Annotated in this window: 19 protein-coding genes; 8 read left to right on the plus strand and 11 right to left on the minus strand. The window is 62.1% G+C overall.

Annotated elements, in window-relative coordinates:
- Positions 1 to 65: 65 nt before the first annotated feature.
- Both BBX50_RS19210 and BBX50_RS19215 read left to right on the plus strand, forming a co-directional pair.
- A complete protein-coding gene (locus tag BBX50_RS19210) occupies positions 66 to 488 on the plus strand; it encodes a YciI family protein (RefSeq protein WP_065776929.1) in 423 nt (140 codons plus the stop codon).
- A 225-nt stretch (positions 489 to 713) separates the two neighbouring features.
- Positions 714 to 1514 (plus strand): hypothetical protein, encoded by an 801-nt coding sequence (locus BBX50_RS19215; RefSeq protein WP_083213629.1) that lies wholly within the window; start codon positions 714 to 716, stop codon positions 1512 to 1514.
- A 78-nt stretch (positions 1515 to 1592) separates the two neighbouring features.
- On the opposite strand, the gene BBX50_RS19220 is transcribed toward BBX50_RS19215, so the two are convergent.
- Positions 1593 to 2273 carry a redoxin family protein gene (locus tag BBX50_RS19220; RefSeq protein WP_065776931.1) on the minus strand — a complete coding sequence of 227 codons (681 nt, stop codon included), beginning with the start codon at positions 2271 to 2273 and terminating at the stop codon, positions 1593 to 1595.
- A gap of 164 nt (positions 2274 to 2437) precedes the next feature.
- On the opposite strand from BBX50_RS19220, the gene BBX50_RS29970 reads away from it, so the two are divergent.
- Complete coding sequence (locus BBX50_RS29970; RefSeq protein ID WP_274534030.1) at positions 2438 to 2608, plus strand: DUF1214 domain-containing protein; 171 nt, start codon at positions 2438 to 2440, stop codon at positions 2606 to 2608.
- 47 nt (positions 2609 to 2655) lie between these two features.
- On the opposite strand, the gene BBX50_RS19225 is transcribed toward BBX50_RS29970, so the two are convergent.
- A complete protein-coding gene (locus tag BBX50_RS19225; RefSeq protein ID WP_065776932.1) occupies positions 2656 to 3012 on the minus strand; it encodes an antibiotic biosynthesis monooxygenase in 357 nt (118 codons plus the stop codon).
- Positions 3013 to 3136: 124 nt separating this feature from the next.
- Between BBX50_RS19225 and BBX50_RS19230 the strand changes: the two genes are divergently transcribed.
- Together BBX50_RS19230 and BBX50_RS19235 are read left to right on the plus strand one after the other, a co-directional pair.
- Positions 3137 to 4024, plus strand: a complete 888-nt coding sequence (locus BBX50_RS19230) for a LysR family transcriptional regulator (protein ID WP_065776933.1) — start codon at positions 3137 to 3139, stop codon at positions 4022 to 4024.
- A 113-nt stretch (positions 4025 to 4137) separates the two neighbouring features.
- Positions 4138 to 4908 (plus strand): adenylate/guanylate cyclase domain-containing protein, encoded by a 771-nt coding sequence (locus BBX50_RS19235; RefSeq protein WP_065776980.1) that lies wholly within the window; start codon positions 4138 to 4140, stop codon positions 4906 to 4908.
- A gap of 3 nt (positions 4909 to 4911) precedes the next feature.
- On the opposite strand, the gene BBX50_RS19240 is transcribed toward BBX50_RS19235, so the two are convergent.
- From BBX50_RS19240 to BBX50_RS30835, 7 genes are all read right to left on the minus strand, one after another.
- A complete protein-coding gene (locus BBX50_RS19240; protein ID WP_065776934.1) occupies positions 4912 to 5478 on the minus strand; it encodes a hypothetical protein in 567 nt (188 codons plus the stop codon).
- Positions 5479 to 5711: 233 nt separating this feature from the next.
- Complete coding sequence (locus BBX50_RS19245; RefSeq protein ID WP_065776935.1) at positions 5712 to 6047, minus strand: hypothetical protein; 336 nt, start codon at positions 6045 to 6047, stop codon at positions 5712 to 5714.
- Positions 6048 to 6152: 105 nt separating this feature from the next.
- A complete protein-coding gene (locus BBX50_RS19250; protein ID WP_065776936.1) occupies positions 6153 to 6554 on the minus strand; it encodes a GFA family protein in 402 nt (133 codons plus the stop codon).
- Positions 6555 to 6659: 105 nt separating this feature from the next.
- Positions 6660 to 7367, minus strand: a complete 708-nt coding sequence (locus BBX50_RS19255) for a hypothetical protein (protein WP_065776937.1) — start codon at positions 7365 to 7367, stop codon at positions 6660 to 6662.
- Positions 7368 to 7533: 166 nt separating this feature from the next.
- Positions 7534 to 7974: a GNAT family N-acetyltransferase gene (locus tag BBX50_RS19260; RefSeq protein WP_065776938.1), complete on the minus strand. Its 441-nt coding sequence runs from the start codon at positions 7972 to 7974 to the stop codon at positions 7534 to 7536.
- 547 nt (positions 7975 to 8521) lie between these two features.
- Positions 8522 to 9226 (minus strand): RES family NAD+ phosphorylase, encoded by a 705-nt coding sequence (locus tag BBX50_RS19265; protein WP_083213631.1) that lies wholly within the window; start codon positions 9224 to 9226, stop codon positions 8522 to 8524.
- On the minus strand, positions 9223 to 9627 hold the full coding sequence (locus tag BBX50_RS30835) for an antitoxin Xre-like helix-turn-helix domain-containing protein (protein WP_139108480.1): 405 nt from the start codon (positions 9625 to 9627) through the stop codon (positions 9223 to 9225). Before BBX50_RS30835 ends, BBX50_RS19265 begins: the two co-directional genes overlap by 4 nt.
- Positions 9628 to 9795: 168 nt before the next feature.
- Between BBX50_RS30835 and BBX50_RS19275 the strand changes: the two genes are divergently transcribed.
- Positions 9796 to 11643, plus strand: a complete 1848-nt coding sequence (locus tag BBX50_RS19275; RefSeq protein WP_065776940.1) for an adenylate/guanylate cyclase domain-containing protein — start codon at positions 9796 to 9798, stop codon at positions 11641 to 11643.
- Positions 11644 to 11682: 39 nt separating this feature from the next.
- Here BBX50_RS19275 and BBX50_RS19280 read toward each other — a convergent pair whose 3' ends face one another.
- On the minus strand, positions 11683 to 12732 hold the full coding sequence (locus BBX50_RS19280; RefSeq protein ID WP_065776941.1) for an aldo/keto reductase: 1050 nt from the start codon (positions 12730 to 12732) through the stop codon (positions 11683 to 11685).
- A gap of 230 nt (positions 12733 to 12962) precedes the next feature.
- On the opposite strand from BBX50_RS19280, the gene BBX50_RS19285 reads away from it, so the two are divergent.
- On the plus strand, positions 12963 to 13937 hold the full coding sequence (locus BBX50_RS19285) for a transporter (RefSeq protein ID WP_244513201.1): 975 nt from the start codon (positions 12963 to 12965) through the stop codon (positions 13935 to 13937).
- Positions 13938 to 14146: 209 nt separating this feature from the next.
- On the plus strand, positions 14147 to 14635 hold the full coding sequence (locus BBX50_RS30535) for a hypothetical protein (protein WP_065776942.1): 489 nt from the start codon (positions 14147 to 14149) through the stop codon (positions 14633 to 14635).
- A 67-nt stretch (positions 14636 to 14702) separates the two neighbouring features.
- On the opposite strand, the gene BBX50_RS19295 is transcribed toward BBX50_RS30535, so the two are convergent.
- Positions 14703 to 15383 carry a glutathione S-transferase family protein gene (locus tag BBX50_RS19295; protein ID WP_065776943.1) on the minus strand — a complete coding sequence of 227 codons (681 nt, stop codon included), beginning with the start codon at positions 15381 to 15383 and terminating at the stop codon, positions 14703 to 14705.
- Positions 15384 to 15584 lie beyond the last annotated feature (201 nt).

The following is a 15584-nucleotide window of genomic DNA, read 5'->3' on the forward strand; positions in this document are numbered from 1 at the left end:
TTTCACCACGCAGACACCCCCAGGTGTCGCAACGACCGGGACGGCGTGACAGAGGAGATTGGACAATGCGCGTAGTGGTTTTTGTAAAGGCGACCGAGGACAGCGAAGCGGGCAAGATGCCGTCGACCGAGCTTCTGGAAGCCATGGGCAAGTTCAACGAGGAGCTGGTCAGTGCCGGCATCATGCAGGCGGGCGAGGGGCTGCACCCTTCCTCGAAGGGTGCGCGCGTCGCCTTCGACGGGCCCAATCGCCTGGTCATCGACGGTCCCTTTGCCGAGACCAAGGAACTGGTCGCCGGCTTCTGGATCTGGACGGTCAAGGACATGGCCGAGGCGATCGCCTGGGTGAAGCGCTGCCCGAACCCGATGCCGGGCCCGAGCGAAATCGAAATCCGCCCGGTCTTCGAGGCCGCCGATTTCGGCGACGCCCTGACGCCGGAACTCGCCGAACAGGAAGAGCGCCTGCGCGAGAAGATCGCCAAGGGGTGAGGGCTCCTTGCCCTAACCTTCAGGGTGGGCTTGCTCTCGCCCTGGCCCTCTCCCCCAAAGGCGGGGAGAGGGCAGCCTCAGACGACGGCGCCGTCATCCGCCCGAACCGATTCCCGTACAGATTGTATTAACCATGTTTGGTTACCTGTCTTCAGGGGCTTTAACCGGAGTGGGGCAATGGTCAGGGCGAGCGGGTTCGTCATTTTTCTTTTTTCAAGCGTCGGGATGGCAGCCGCAGCGGATGTCGATGGTCCGCTGGTTGGGCCGCAGGACGCCTATGAAGTGCCGGTGGAGCAGGCATCCGGCGGCATCACCGGCTATATCGAGGGCTCCTACGGGGCGGCCGTGGACTCGCCCGGCGATATCGATACGGATGCATGGGACCTGCGTGGAGCGGTGAACTTCGACGCCGGCGCCGGCATGAACCTGCAGGTCGATCTTGGCTACACGCGCGCCTCCTACGAGGATGACGATATCAACAGCTTTGACGGCGCGCTGCACGGCTACTACCGCAACGATCTCTACGCGGCGGGCGTCTTTGCGCAGGGCGCACGTCTCGACCCGGGCATCGGCGTCGACCTCAACGATTACATGGGCGGCGTCGAAGCGGCCTATTTCCTCGATACCTGGACGCTGCATGGTGCGGTCGGCTATGGCCAGGCAAGCGTGGAAGACTTCGAAGACATCGACGCCAACCACTACATGGGTGCGCTCGGCGCTCGCATTTACGCCACCGACAACCTGCGCTTCGACGTCGATGGCTCCCTCCATCGCATCACCGAGGACGAGATCGACTACGATCTGCGCAGCCTGAAGCTGACGGCCAACTACCGGCTGGAGACCGTCCCGGTCACGCTCTTTGCCGGCTACAAATACACCAACGAAGAGTTGTCTGGCCTGAATGCATCGGTTACCGGCGACACGAGCACCATCTTCGGCGGCTTACGCTTTTCCTACGGTTCCGCGACGCTTAAGGATGAAGAGCGCCTCGGCCCGGTCTGGTCCAACAACCGCCTGTCGTTCTGATCGCCGTTCCGCAGTCGCAAGCATCTTGTGCTGCTCCACCATCCGGGGCAGCCGCCGGCCGGGATGAAACGACATTCGTCAATGGGCGATCTGTGACGCCGCTGACATCAGTTCCTCGGAGTTCAGCGCCTGGCACAGGTTTTCGCCCTCATCCTCAACCTCCGTGAAGCTCCAGCGCACGACGCCGTCGCGATCGAGCAGGAAGTGGCCGACAAGCTGCAAATGACCGGGTACCCGCACCTGCTGGTCGGCCTCGGACATTTCGTAGCCATCCTTCTCGCTGAGAAGGTCGCCCGCTGACACCGGATCCATCGGTCGAGGCAATTCACCTGGACGATCGACCCGCATCGTCTTGACCAGGTCTATTCCGAGTTTCTTTGGCCAATCGGTCTCATCCTCGGTGACCTCGATCAAAGGCAGGCCGAAGGCGCGGTGTGACGCGCGCTCGGGATCCGATGCAGCGAGAAGACCGGGGATCGGATGGTATTGGAAATAGAGCCGCGCGCGCTCGACCGGGGTGTTGACCACCGCCAGAGACTCCACGCCTTTTTCGCGCAGGACCGGGTTGAACTGAGCCATCGCCGCGACATGGCGGCGGCAGAACGGACACATCAGGCCGCGGAACAGGCCGACCAGCAACGGGAGACGGCCGCGAAAATCGTCAAGCGCAACAGTCCCCTCGCGGGAGATCGCATTCAACACGAAGTTCGGGGCATGGTCGCCCGGTTGCAACGGATGATCGAGATGATGCGCAGACATGGTCAACCTCCTCGCCCGAAGGACCGATAAGCAAGAGGCTATGCGTCGTACGACCTGAGCTCTCGTCTCAGTGCATAGTCAGGGTCACGTTGAGAATGGGCCCGCTTTGGCCGATGGGCAAGCTGTAACAACGCAGATGAGCGGGTGTTTCATGCCTCTCGCATCTGGTGATAGCCGGGCCGACCGTCCATCTTCGCCGGGACAAGGAAGCCAACTGGCTGCCGGCGCCGAAGGACAAGTTCATTCTGATGATGCGGCTCTATTGGCCCGACGACAGCCCGCCGTCCATTCTCGACGGATCCTGGGTCATCCCGCCGGTCAAGAAGGCGGGATGACAGGCGCGCGACCCTGCGTCTTCGCGCGAAGGCGCAGGGCCTGGCGATCAGGCCGTGGATCCGCGCTTCGGCAGGACGAGGTCGCCGACCGTATAGGTGTGAAACTCGCTGCGGGAGACCTCATCCAGCCTGCGAAACTTCTCCACGAACACCGGATCGGAGAAGAACTCGTCGACATTTCCGGTTCCCTGGATCGCCTCGACGTTGACGACTGTCTGTCCGTCCGTGCTCTTTGCCAAGGTGCTCCACAGGAACCCTTCCTTGCGTTCCGCGACGTAGTGCACGACGTCCTGGATGACCGCGAAGGCTTCCTCCTGCTTGCCGGGGTGGGCGTGGATGACGTTGACGACAAAGGTCGTCGGAGCGGGGGAAGCTGAGAAAGTGGGGGTTAGGTTCGTAGTCATGGGTTTCTCCATTTGAACTCGCAGCGCATCGACCGCGACGGCCTCTGGATATCCGGGGCGAAATAACGGATAAACGGGCGGGTATTCTCATCACTTCGGAAAATAATTCCGTAATGGGTGCACGATGGACAAGCTCGGAACGCTCAGCATCTTCATTCAGGTCGCAGAGGCAGGCAGCTTCGTGGCCGCCGGTCACCGCCTGGGGCTTTCGGGTTCTGCTGTTGGCAAGGCCATCGCGCGGCTCGAAGACGAGATGGGCGTGCGGCTTTTCAATCGGTCGACAAGAAGCATGGCGCTGACCGAGGACGGCAGCTTCTTTCTCGACACCTGCCGCCGCATCCAATCCGAATTCGAGGCAGCACAGGCGCAACTGTCGCGCTCGCACGCGACACCGCGCGGGCAGCTTCGTGTCAGCCTGCCCTTGGCCGGCATGCTCCTGATGCCGACCATATCGGATTTCATGCGCGCCTACCCGCTGATCAACCTCGATCTCGATTTCACGGATCGGCTGGTCGACGTGATCGAGGAGGGCTTCGATGCCGTCATCCGAACAGGCGAGGTCAAGGATACGCGCCTCATGAGCCGCAAGCTCGGGACCTTCCGGCACCGGATCGTCGCCGCACCCGACTATCTCGCCGCACATGGTCGGCCAGAGGCGCCGGAGGATCTGCTCGGTCATCGCTGCCTCCATCACCGCTACGCGAATTCCGGTCGCCTCGAACCCTGGCCGCTCGTTCGTGATGGGCGTGACGTCAAGCTCGACCTGCCGGTGACGACGGTTGCGAGCACGCTGGAGCCGCTGATCTTCCTCGCGGAGCGCTCCTTCGGCATCACCTGCCTGCCGCCATTCGCCGTGTCGTCAGAACTGGCTGCAGGCAAGCTCGTGCCGCTGCTGGAGGATTACCTGGGTGAAACGGGCACATTCCGTGTGCTCTGGCCGACCAATCGATATCTCTCCCCAAAGGTCCGGGCCTTCGTCGATTTCATGGCCGAAAACCTGTTTGCCGAGTGATGGCCGGGCTGCGCCGGGGCGTCCTGCGTTATTCCAGCCGTTGCTAAAGCACGCCAAATGTCCGAAGCTTCGGTTACGCCGTCGGACCATTGGAGCCGGAGCAGATGCCGACCGTGACCGAAGCCTCTTCCCCCCAGTCGACCCAAAGCGGCAATGCCCGCATCTGCCGGGGATGCTGGGACCAGATGCATATGCCGATCCCGATCCGCGGGCCCCTGGCGCTACCGTTTCGCGCCTTCGGCATTACCCGCAGCAAGATGAACCCGAACATCTGCACGATCTGCGAGCGCTCCTTCCGTTACGTCAAGAAGCAGAGTCACGTAGCGGCAAGCGCGACCATCCTGTTTGCCGATATCCGCGGCTTCACCCATCTATCGGAGCGGATCGAGCGGGTCAGGCTGAGCGAGATCGTCAGCCTGTTCCAGGATCGCTGCGCTCAGGCGATCTGGGCGCATGACGGCATCGTCAACAAGACGATGGGCGACGGGCTGATGGCGATCTTCAATTTTCCGATCATCAGGAAGGACCACGCGCAGGCCGCGATCATGGCGGCACTCGACATCCAAAGGCTTTGTGCTGCCGCACTCGGCAGCCTGGATCTCGACGATCTCGGGGACCAGCCGCTCGGCGTCGGCGTCGGGATTCATTCGGGCGATGTCGAGATCGGCGAATTCTCCAGCTTCCGCAGCGATTTCACCGCGATCGGCGGCACGGTGAACCTGGCGTCGCGGCTTGAGTCCCAGGCGGAAGCCGGCGAGATCCTGGTCTCGCCGGAGACGGCTGCTCAGGCCGGGGCATTGGCGGCGGGTGCTGCCACGCGGCTCTTGTCGCTGAAGGGCATCGACCAGCCGGTTGAGGCAAGGGTGCTGGTCAAACGCGACTGAGGCTCAATCGATCCGCCTGACATCGCTGGCGATGACGCCCCATTGCCAGCCGCGCCCGCTGATCGCCACGCGATCTCGGGGCCAAAGACTGTCGCGAAGTTTGGAAGAGTAACCGCAGAGCTGATCTGCCGGATAGGGCGCTTCGATGAGTTCGATGGAGTTCCAGCATTTTTTCGACCGGTCCGTCGAGGCGACAGTGTATATGCGCTCGACGTGACCGCCCGCGACCAGTGCCCCGACCATCGGAGCGCCCATCATTACGACGATGTACCCCATCGCAAAACCCAGGAATGGCGTAATGATGGTGAACAAGGCTGTCTTTGGATCGCCATACGCATAATTGATGGAATGCGGGCTGGTGGCGATCACCCAAAGCATCAGCGCGGCACCGAAAGCGCCGCCAACTACAGCAGCTGTCCGGCTCAAGGCCATCCATTCGGACGAGGGTATATAAAGATATCCAATAAACGCTCCAAACATAGGGAGTGCAAAGAGCAACAGCCACGCTCCGAGAACGTAGTTCATAATCCTGGACAAGAGTGGATGCTTCGCGCGCTCAGGTGCGTCCATAGGATGTTCCGGGCAGGTGGTTCAGGTCGGCAGGCGGTAACCGTGCGATTGCGGACACTTACCAAGACGTCCCTCACTATCCGGTGTCCCAAGGTTTAACGTATTTTCGGTTGCGCCTCAATATCGGGGCAACGTTCGGTTATTGTTGGTCCGGCAGAGCGCGACGGAGTGGGGCAAGACGAGCATCGTCTGCCCGCTGGAAGCGGTGAGGCTTCAGTCCACCCATCACCCGCTCACATGGCACCCTCGTCGGCGAGTGACGACACCTCCGCGACCTTGCCGCCGGAAACGAGGCAGCGCCATCTGCTGCGCTCAGGGCCGACGCCGATGATGACTTGCGTATTGGCTTGCGACATGTCCGAGCTCAACGTTGCAATGTCGGCGCTGTTGGTCTGCTTGGCGACGGCCTGTTCGCAGGCGCGCTCGTCGGTCGGGTTTCCGCCGCGCAGGGCCGCCGCGGTCGCCTCTGACGTCGAGGGACGTGGCGGCGACGACGAGGATGATTGGGAGCAGGCCGACAGGCTGAGGAGGGCGAGAAGTGACGCGATCGCGCAGGTCAGATGTCGCATGGACGTTCTCTCTCCGTCTGGTGGTGGCCCATCAATGCCTGGTTGTTTCAATCTTTCATGAATTGACGAAATGATCCAGTCGTGGCGATTGGCGGTGGAGGACGGCTAGAACCACAGATCGCGCACACATGTCCCCCTCGATGGCAGGTCTTCGAAGGTGTCGAAGCCGTCGAAATAGTCGACCGGCAGATCGGCCACCAGCTCGGGCGACGTGAGCCTGACATTGACGGCGATGCGGCGGCGGCCATCTCCGTCAAGCTGAAGGCCGCGCCAGGCGACGACGCAGCCGCAGGTCGGGCAGAAGAGGATCTCGAGCGTCGGGTCCTTCTCGTCGGCACGGCTATAGGCGGTGAGTTCGCCGCTCACAGCGATGCGTTCGCCTTCGTAATCATAGGCCCAGAGGGCGCCGTAGCGGCGGCAGAGCGTGCAGTTGCAGGCGGTGATCGAGCCGGGATCGCCCTCAAGTGTCCATTTCCCGTTGCCGCAGTGGCAGGAGCCTTTCAGCATGGACGTCATCCTTAGATGTGTATGGATAGTGCAGCGCGACACAGCCATTGCGTCAGGCAGCCGCACGGACTGTAAGGGGCGCCACTTGTGGACCTGCCCAATCGACTAGAAGGGAATATCTTCGTCGGGCTTATCAGGTGCGGGCAACTGTTTGCGGGGAGGCTCCAAGCGCTTGCGCTCTTCAGGTGCCGGGAGCGAAGGCTGAGGCTCGTTCTCCTTTGATTCATCAATTTCGCCAAGTATTAGCTTTACCCATTTCCACCATGGCTCTGCACCCTCACGCGCCACATCGCCGCTCAATCGAGCGAGAGCACGTATGCCATCCGTAACGATCTCAAACCGGGTTCGGGCGCGGTCGATTTCCAATACGAGCTCACTGAGCTTTTTGAAGACGGCGTCGCGTTTGCCTTGAGAAAGATCCGAATCGTCGATCGCTAAGCGGATTTGCTCGATGTAGTGTCTGATCTTCTCTTTTGCTGCTACAGAAAGGCCTACACTGTACTTCTTGCCGTGACGGGCATGTTTAATCTCTATCTGTACAGACAGACTCAATACATCTGCTTCAAACTTTTGAAAAATATTCCGAGTATCAGCGTCGCTTGCGGGAACTAAATAGCCTTGGATTACCGGAATATCCAGGGATCTAGCTGCGGATATAACGGCGGTCATGTATTTTCGTTTGCAATACGCCTCAAGGACACTTTGCTCGTTCTCGCTTATGTTCTGGTAAAGCTGAGCGCGAAAGTGCCGTTCTAGGTGTATAAATGCTTTCTCATGATCCTCGGGAAGATCATCGTAGATTGAATCGTTCATCTCCCTCGCCCCCCCCTATAGTATGCAATATCGTTGCACTTGGCTGACTTCGCAAGTCTCTAGGAGGCGGATTGCGTTTTCTGGGGCTGCGCGTGCAATCCGTTCAATTCGGTGACCAGGAACCTATCTCCTGGTCACCGTCAGCAAAGGCGCCAACAATAGGCGCCTAGCTGCGACCGAGCCGCATGACCTTTTCCCCGCCCAGCATCATGCCGGTTTCGCGGAAGCCGAAGCGGTGGTAAAGCGCGTGGGCGCGGGCGTTTTGCGGGTAGACGCCGAGATAGATGTCGCCGCATTCGGGGATCGTGGCCATATGCTCGAGGAGGGCGGCGAGCGCTTTTGCGCCATAGCCCTTGCCCTGATGGCGGGCATCGATCATCAGCCGGTAGATCCAGTGATTGCCGTCATCCGGATCGAGCGCGTACATGGCAAAGCCGACGGGTGCGCCCTCGACCATGACGGCAAAGCCCACGCATTCAGGGCGCTCGGCGAGTTCTTCCAGCGACTCCTCGTTGCTGGCGATGAAATCCATCTGGTCTTCGTGAACGTCCAGTTGACGGATGATGTCGGCATCGACGGCATCGACAGGTAGAAGTGTAATCGTCATTCTGTTCCTCATGGTTGACGCCCCGTGCCGCCTGTCGATTGCCCGCGGGCGTGCCCGTCATCCGCGGTGGTGAGGGATGCGCCCCTCATCCGCGCAGTGAGGCATGCCCCTCATCCGCGCGGTGAGGCGTGCCCCTCATCCGCCTGCCGGCACCTTCTCCCCGCGAGCGGGGAGAAGGGAGGCTGTGGCGCTGTCCTTGTCCACATCCTGCGGCGCCTGACTCTCCCGTAGCGGGCCACGGTCGGGTCGCTGAAGCCAGATGGTGGTCAGATGGGACAAGCGGTTGCCATTTTCCCTCTTCCCGCAGGCGGGGAGAGGGGGAGGGTGAGGGGCAGGGCTTGCGCGACGAATATAGCGTCCAGCCGAGCAAGAGCGTCATTAACAATTTGATTTATAAGTGGTTTATGTTCCAGCCGAATCCGGCCCCGACAACATTGGCGTGGGAATCCGGAAAGGCGAGCCGTTGTCGGCGGGGTGCATTGCCGGAACATTGCGGGGCGGAAACACCGGGGGCGCTTAGGCCTGCGCATTTCGCCGGTACCTCCGATCAGGCCTCGTCCAGAATGCGCGGCTCAGCCAGGCCTGCCCATTGGAAGGTGATGGTGCGGCCCTGGCGGATGTTCTGGATGACGGCGGGGCGGAAAACGGCGAGGCACTCGCCCTCAGGGTCGCGGGCGGAGGGATAGATCAGCCCGTTGCCGCCTTCGGCAAGGATCGTGGCGGCCAGCGCCTGGCCGGCGGGGTAGGCGATGGCCGTGTCGGCATCGAGATAGGCGGCGCCCTTTTCGTCGCGCACATCATGGAAGCGGCAGGTGAAACCGGCGATCAGCTCGCGGTAGCGGCCGATGTCGTGGAAACTGCCGGCTTCGCGGAGCGCCCGGGTGCGGTGATAGACGATTTCCGCCTGGCAGGTTTCAAGTGCGCGCGGGCCGAAGGCGCAGTACCAGGCGCCGCGCTCCTCGCCGTTGAAGCGGTTGCCCGGCGGACGGGCGTGGCAGAAGGCGGCGTTGATCAGCGACCAGCCGTAGCCGTAGGATTCGTTCAACAGTTCGGCCGGATCGACGCCGGCGGGCCGCGCCAGAGGGCTCAGCCGCGCCGAGGTCAACGCCTCCAGCCGGTTGAGGATCTCGATCTCGCCGTCATCGTCGGCGAGCGGCTTGACCGCCGGCTCGTCGATATAGGCGGTCGAGATCAGCCGGATGGTGGCCGGCTCGTTGAAATCGATCTCCGCTATCTTGGGGCGGGCGATCATAGGCCGCCGCGCAGGCCGTCGAGATGGCGCCGCACCTTCAGCATCACCGGAATGCCGCCCTCGATCATCAGCTCGACCGGCGAGCGGCCATAAAACAGCGGCCCGGAATTGACCGCCTTCGGCCACTGATAGGTGAGCGGCCCGTTGAAGAACAGACGCAAGCCCTTGAAGATGCCGACGATCAGGCTCGCGCGCATGCGCTTGTCCTGGTCGAGCCGGCCCTTGAAATCCCCCGCCTTCATCCGGTTCCAGGTGGCGATCGGCACGTCGAAGAGCTGGGCCGCCTCCTTGTTGGTGAGGTTCCAGAGGTCGCATGCCCTAACCACCGCCTTGACGATGACAGCCTCCTCATGCCTTGCGGCATCGCGGTCGGGAAGGGTCGGGGACTGCAAAGCTGGCACAATCGTCTCCTTTGAGTGCATCGTCTATATCATATGATACAAATTTTGGATTTCAAGGGGAGAGGCGTTTCGCCGCCGCGTTCGCCTGCACGCGCTGGCAATCCTGATTCTGGTGCCGTCGCCGGCCAAAACCTGATAAATTTCATCATCGGAACGAGAGGTTTTGCAATGAAGCGTCGCCTCACTACGATCCTTTCTGCTGACGTGGCCGGCTACAGTCGCCTCATGGGGGCAAATGAGGCGGAAACGCTTGCGGCGCTGACGGCGCATCGTGCCGAGCTGGTGGATGCCATGGTCACCGACCATGAGGGGCGCATCGTCAAGCTTGTCGGCGACGGCATGCTGGTCGAGTTCGAGAGCGTGGTCAACGCGGTCGATTGCGCCGCCAAGATCCAGAAGGGGATGCGCCAGCGCAATTCTGCCGTGCCCGACGACCGGCGGATCGAGTTCCGTATCGGCGTCAACATTGGCGATGTCATCGTCGAGAATGACGACATCTTCGGCGACGGGGTCAATATCGCCGCGCGGATCGAGAACTTCGCCAAGCCGGGTGGCGTCGCGGTATCGGCTGCGGTGCGCGAACATGTCGGCAACCGGCTCGATCTCGTCTTCGAGGATGCCGGCGAGCAGCTGCTGAAGAACATCGAGCGGCCGGTGAGGGTCTACAACGTCGTCATCGATGTCCCGCAGGCGGCAAATGACCCGGCCGCTCGCGGGCCGGCTTCGGCACGCAAGCCGTCCATCGCCGTCCTCCCGTTCAACAACATGAGCGATGATCCGACGCAGGAGTATTTTTCCGACGGCATAACGGAGGACATCATCACGGATCTTTCAAAGATCTCCGGTCTGTCCGTCGTCGCCCGGCACACGGTCTTCGTCTACAAGGGAACGCGGGTGACGGCGCAGCGGGTGGCCGCCGAACTCGGCGTCAGCTTTTTGCTGGAGGGAAGCGTGCGCAAGGCGGGCCAGCGTGTCCGCATCACCGGTCAGCTGATCGACGGCATCGACGGACGGCATATCTGGGCCGAACGCTACGACCGCAACCTGACGGATATTTTCGACATTCAGGACGAGATCACCGGCGCGATCGTCGCCCAATTGAAGATCAGGCTGCTGCCGAGCGAGCGGAAGGCGATCGAGCAGGCGGCAACCGCGAGCGTCGAGGCGTACAACTACTGGCTCAAGGGGCGCGAACTCTTCCACAGGATGACGAAGTCGTCGCTGCAGCACGCGCGGCGGATGTTCACCTACGCGGCGGAATTGGATGCAGATTTTGCGCGCGCCTATGCCGGCATTGCCGACTGCGACTCGTTCCTGTGCGGATTCCACGGGGTCAACATTCCGCCGGACACTCTGCTCGAAACCTGCGCCAAGGCGCTGGAGCGGGATTCCACCCTGCCGGAGGTGCATGCATCGCACGGCTACGCGCTCTCGACGGTCGGGCGTTACGAGGAGGCCGCCGCCGCTTTCAAGCGCGCGCTCGCGCTCGATCCGAATTCGCACGAAGCCCACTATTTCTATGCCCGCCACTGTTTTGTCCGCAGTGACTATGAGAAGGCCGTAAAGCATTACGAGCGCGCCGCCGAGATCAGGCCCGACGACTACCGCTCGCCCGTTCTTGCCGGACTCGCCCTGGACCGCCTTGGCCAGCTGGAAAAGAGGGAAAAACTGATCCGGATCGGCCTTGAGCGCGTGGAGCGCAGCATGGTGCTGCACCCGGAAAGCTCCGATTCAGCCCAGCTTGGTGCTTGCGTCTGTGCGGCGCTCGGAGAACGCGACCGGGCGCTGGAACTGATTGCACGGGTCAACGCCATCGACCCGGAAGATGCGCGGGCCTGCTACAACAACGCCTGCGCCTATGCTCTGCTTGGAGAGCAGGAGCTGGCAATGGAACTGCTGGAACAATCCCTTCCGCTCGTTTCTCCGGAGCTTCATGCCTGGATCCTGAACGATTCCGATCTCGATTCGCTCCGCACCCTCCCGCGCTTCCAGGAACTGCTGAAAACAACGAGGTAGGATGTTTAAGCGGCGCCGTGCAGAGCGATCCGTCCCCTGTCAGAGATGCGGGGCCAGCAGTGCCAGGTCGGCCTCGCCGAGCCGGTCCTTGGCGGTCCAGAGCTGGTGCCAGTAGGGGTAAATCACCGGCGGCAGGCTGACGGCGTCGAGCAACTCCTTTTCCTCGTCGGAGAGTTTGAGATTGGCGGCAGCGAGATTGTCTGAGAACTGCGCTTCCGTGCGGCCGCCGATGATGACGGAGGTGACGCCCTTGCGGCCGATCAGCCAGGCAAGCGCAACTTGAGCCGGCGACACGCCGCGCTCGCCTGCTATGGCCACCAGCATGTCGACGATCTTCCACAGCCGCTCCTCGTCGCGGATCGGCGGTTCGTTCCAGCCAGCGAACTGGCGGGTGCCTTCGGGTGTCTCGCCACGCCGGTGCTTGCCCGAGAGCAAGCCGCCTGCAAGCGGGCTCCAGACGAGCACGCCGAGCCCCTGGTCGATCGCGATCGGCATCAGCTCGTATTCGGCCTCGCGGGCTTCGAGTGTGTAGTGGATCTGCTCACTGACGAAGCGCTGGCGACCTTGAAGCGCGCTGATGCCGAGCGCCTTCATGATGTGCCAGCCGGAATAATTGGAGCAGCCGATGTAGCGGACCTTGCCGCTTCTTACCAGGCTGTCGAGCGCCTCCATCGTCTCTTCAAGCGGGGTCTGGCCGTCCCATTCATGCACCTGGTAGAGGTCGATGACGTCGGTCTTCAGCCGTTTCAGACTGGCTTCGCAGGCCGCGATCAGGTGGTAGCGTGACAGGCCGCCGTCGTTCGGTCCCGGCCCCATGTTGAAGCGCGCCTTGGTTGCGACCAGGACACCGTTCTTGCGCTTGCCGCCGAGCACGTCGCCGATGATCTCCTCGCAGGCGCCGGTTGAATAGATGTCGGCGGTGTCGATCAGGTTGACGCCGGCGTCGAGGCAGAGATCGACATAACGACGCGCATCCTTGAGGCCGACATTGCCGACCTCGGCGAACTTGCCGCCGCCGCCGATCGTCATCGTGCCCATGGTGATAACAGAGATTTTCAGGCCGGAACGGCCGAGCAGCCGGTATTCCATGGTCGGGGTCCTTTGCGGGCGGGTGACACCAGAAGTGGTAAGGCCGCCTCATGCCCGAGGAAACGAAGGCCTCCCGCCGGTAAAGTAGCGGCGCGCCGGGCGCGTGCAAGGGCAGCCAGCGGCGGTCGCGCGCCTGCATGCATCTGGGTTGCCGCTCCTGCTTTCTTAGGGCTGGCTAGTGCAATGCAAGATGGTATCGTCCCGGCCGTGAGATGAGGGGAATCACTGTCATGATGCACGCGAGAAGCCTGCTTTCCGCGTCGGCCGTTGCTGCCGGCCTGACCTGTGCGATCGCGTCACCTGCGGAAGCTGCCGAAAACGGTGCAGGTTTCTATCTGCTCGGTGCCCGTGGCCCGATGGCCGGCCTTCTCGCGCCGCCCGGAACCTACTTTCAGAACGACACCTACTTCTATGTTGGCGAGCTCAAGGGTAACCGTCAGCTTCCGCTCGGCGGCGAGATCGTCGGCGAAGTCGACGCGACCCTCGTTGGTATCTTCGGCACCGGCCTCTGGGTCATGCCGGAGGAGGTGCTGGGCGGCAATCTCGGCTTTACCGCGATCGTGCCCTTCGGCGGCCCCAATATCGATGCCACGCTTTCAGCGCCGCGCGCCGGCCGTTCGGCCTCCGTCAGCGACTCGGTCTTCACCATCGGCGATCCGGTGCTCGGCGCGACGCTCGGCTGGCACGAGGGCGACTTCCACTGGACGGCGAACGCCAGCGTCAACGTGCCGATCGGCGACTATCAGAAGGGCGAACTTGCCAATCTCTCGTTCAACCGCTGGGCGGGCGACCTGACCTTTGCCGGCACCTGGCTCAATCCGGAAACCGGCCTCGACCTTTCGGGTGCTGCGGGCTTCACCTTCAACGGCGAGAACCCGGCAACCGACTATCGCACGGGTACGGAATTCCACGCGGAATGGGCGGTGACCCAGCACTTCAGCCCGCAATTCTCCGCCGGTGTTGCCGGCTATTTCTACCAGCAGGTGACGGGCGACAGCGGTCCCGGCGCCAGGCTCGGTGCTTTCAAGGGCCGCATCGCCGCCCTTGGCGGCACCATGGGCTACAATTTCAAGGCGGGCGAAACGCCTGTTTCGCTGACGCTGAAAGTGTTCCAGGAATTCGCGGCCAAGAACCGCCCGGTAGGCACGGCCGGCTTCGTCACCATCGCCTTCCCGATCGGCACCCCGCCGGCGCCGGTGAAATAGGCTGACCGGTTGGCCCCGTCCGGTCTGCAGCCGCTTCCTTGCGCAAGCGGGGACAAGGGAGGGTAGATGAACGCCCGAACCGACGCGCCTTCCGCGACGTTGCTTTGTCCTCCGATCGGCGCATACTGTCGCCATCGCTGGGCTGTTGATACGGGCCCCGGCGGCTGGAAGATCGTTCGCGCTTTCGCCCCAGTTCAGGAGGTCGCGCGGTGTATTCCACGGCCAAACCAAAGGCGCTTCTCCCTCACGAAATGAACCAGATCGAGCAGGTCTTCAGCGAGATTCTGCGCGAGCGCGGGTTGCCGCGCGACTGTGAGATGGCAGAGGCGATCGCAAGGCACATCTTCAGTTGCTACCAGAAGGGCATCCGCGAGAGCGGCGCGCTGAAATACGCGGTCGGTTTCGATCTGCGATCGGCGCCGGAAGCAAATACCGATGCGCTCGTCCATGGCGGCGAGGAGATTGCAGGCGGACCGGACGGCAAGATCGACCCCGTTGATCTTGACATGCTGCAGCGCACCTTCGACCGTGTCTGCATCTGGTGCAGCATCCCGCGCTACGGGAAACGCGCCGACCGCCTGGCGCGTCACATCACAGGTCAGTTTCTCAGGGGAATCTGTGACGAGAGCGCGCTATTCGAGAATTCCATGTGGCTGGAGCAGCATTCCGATTCAACCCGGAACCACCAGGACAGCTGACGTTGACGCGCTTCAACCGGAGCGTACTTCAGATCTTCGCGATGGCGCCGGCCCCCGCACTCCGCGACTACATCTCGAAAAACCGTTCAGGCATCAGGTTCCGGTAGGGGAACATATGGAAATAGGGCCGCGCTTCGGCGAGCACGCGGCGCACCGACGGACGTTCGAGCAGGCGCTCGAAATAGGCGGCAAGATGCGGGTGTTTCTCATCGAAGGGCTCGACGATGCCGCCGTAAAAGAGTGCAGGCGTGGCGGCGCAGTCGGCAAGGCTGAAGGCATCGCCGGCGGCGAAGATGTTTTCGGCGAAGTGCTTGTCGGCCATGCCATAGGCGAGGCCGAGCGTGGCGCGGGCGTCAGCGACGCCGCGATGGTCGTTCTCGCCAGGGCCGCGCAGCGTGTCGGTGACGATCTTCTGCATCGGCACGTGAATGTAATTGTCGAAGAAGCGGTCCCAGAGCCGGACCTTCAGCGCCGCGTCCGCATCGTCGGGGATCAGCCTTTGGCGGCCGGGATAATAGCGGTCGAGATATTCGATGATAACAGAGGTTTCCGGCATCACCACATCGCGGGCGCTGTCGGTCAGCACAGGCATCTTGCCGACCGGCCAGAGCGCGGCGAAGCGGGCCGCTTCTGCCGGATCAAGGAGATCGACCAGGCTGCTCTTGAACGGTGTATCGTTCTCGTAAAGCGCGATCAGCACCTTGTGGCAGAAGGAGGCGAGCGGATGCTGGTAGAGCGTAAGCGACATGCGGGTGATCTCCGGTCGGACGGTTCCACGGGACTGGCGTTGCGACAGAATGAGCGCCGAGTTCACTTCTGTCCATCGTCAATGATATCATTTTAGTACTGGTTTAAATATGCAATCAGATTGTGATCGACGCGCCGACGCTTGTCAACGCGGTCACACGCGAAGCGTACCGAATTTGCGCACAGCCATTGAAAGCGCAAA

This window comes from Ensifer sp. LC11 (assembly GCF_001695835.1).
In the GTDB taxonomy this organism is placed as follows: domain Bacteria; phylum Pseudomonadota; class Alphaproteobacteria; order Rhizobiales; family Rhizobiaceae; genus Ensifer.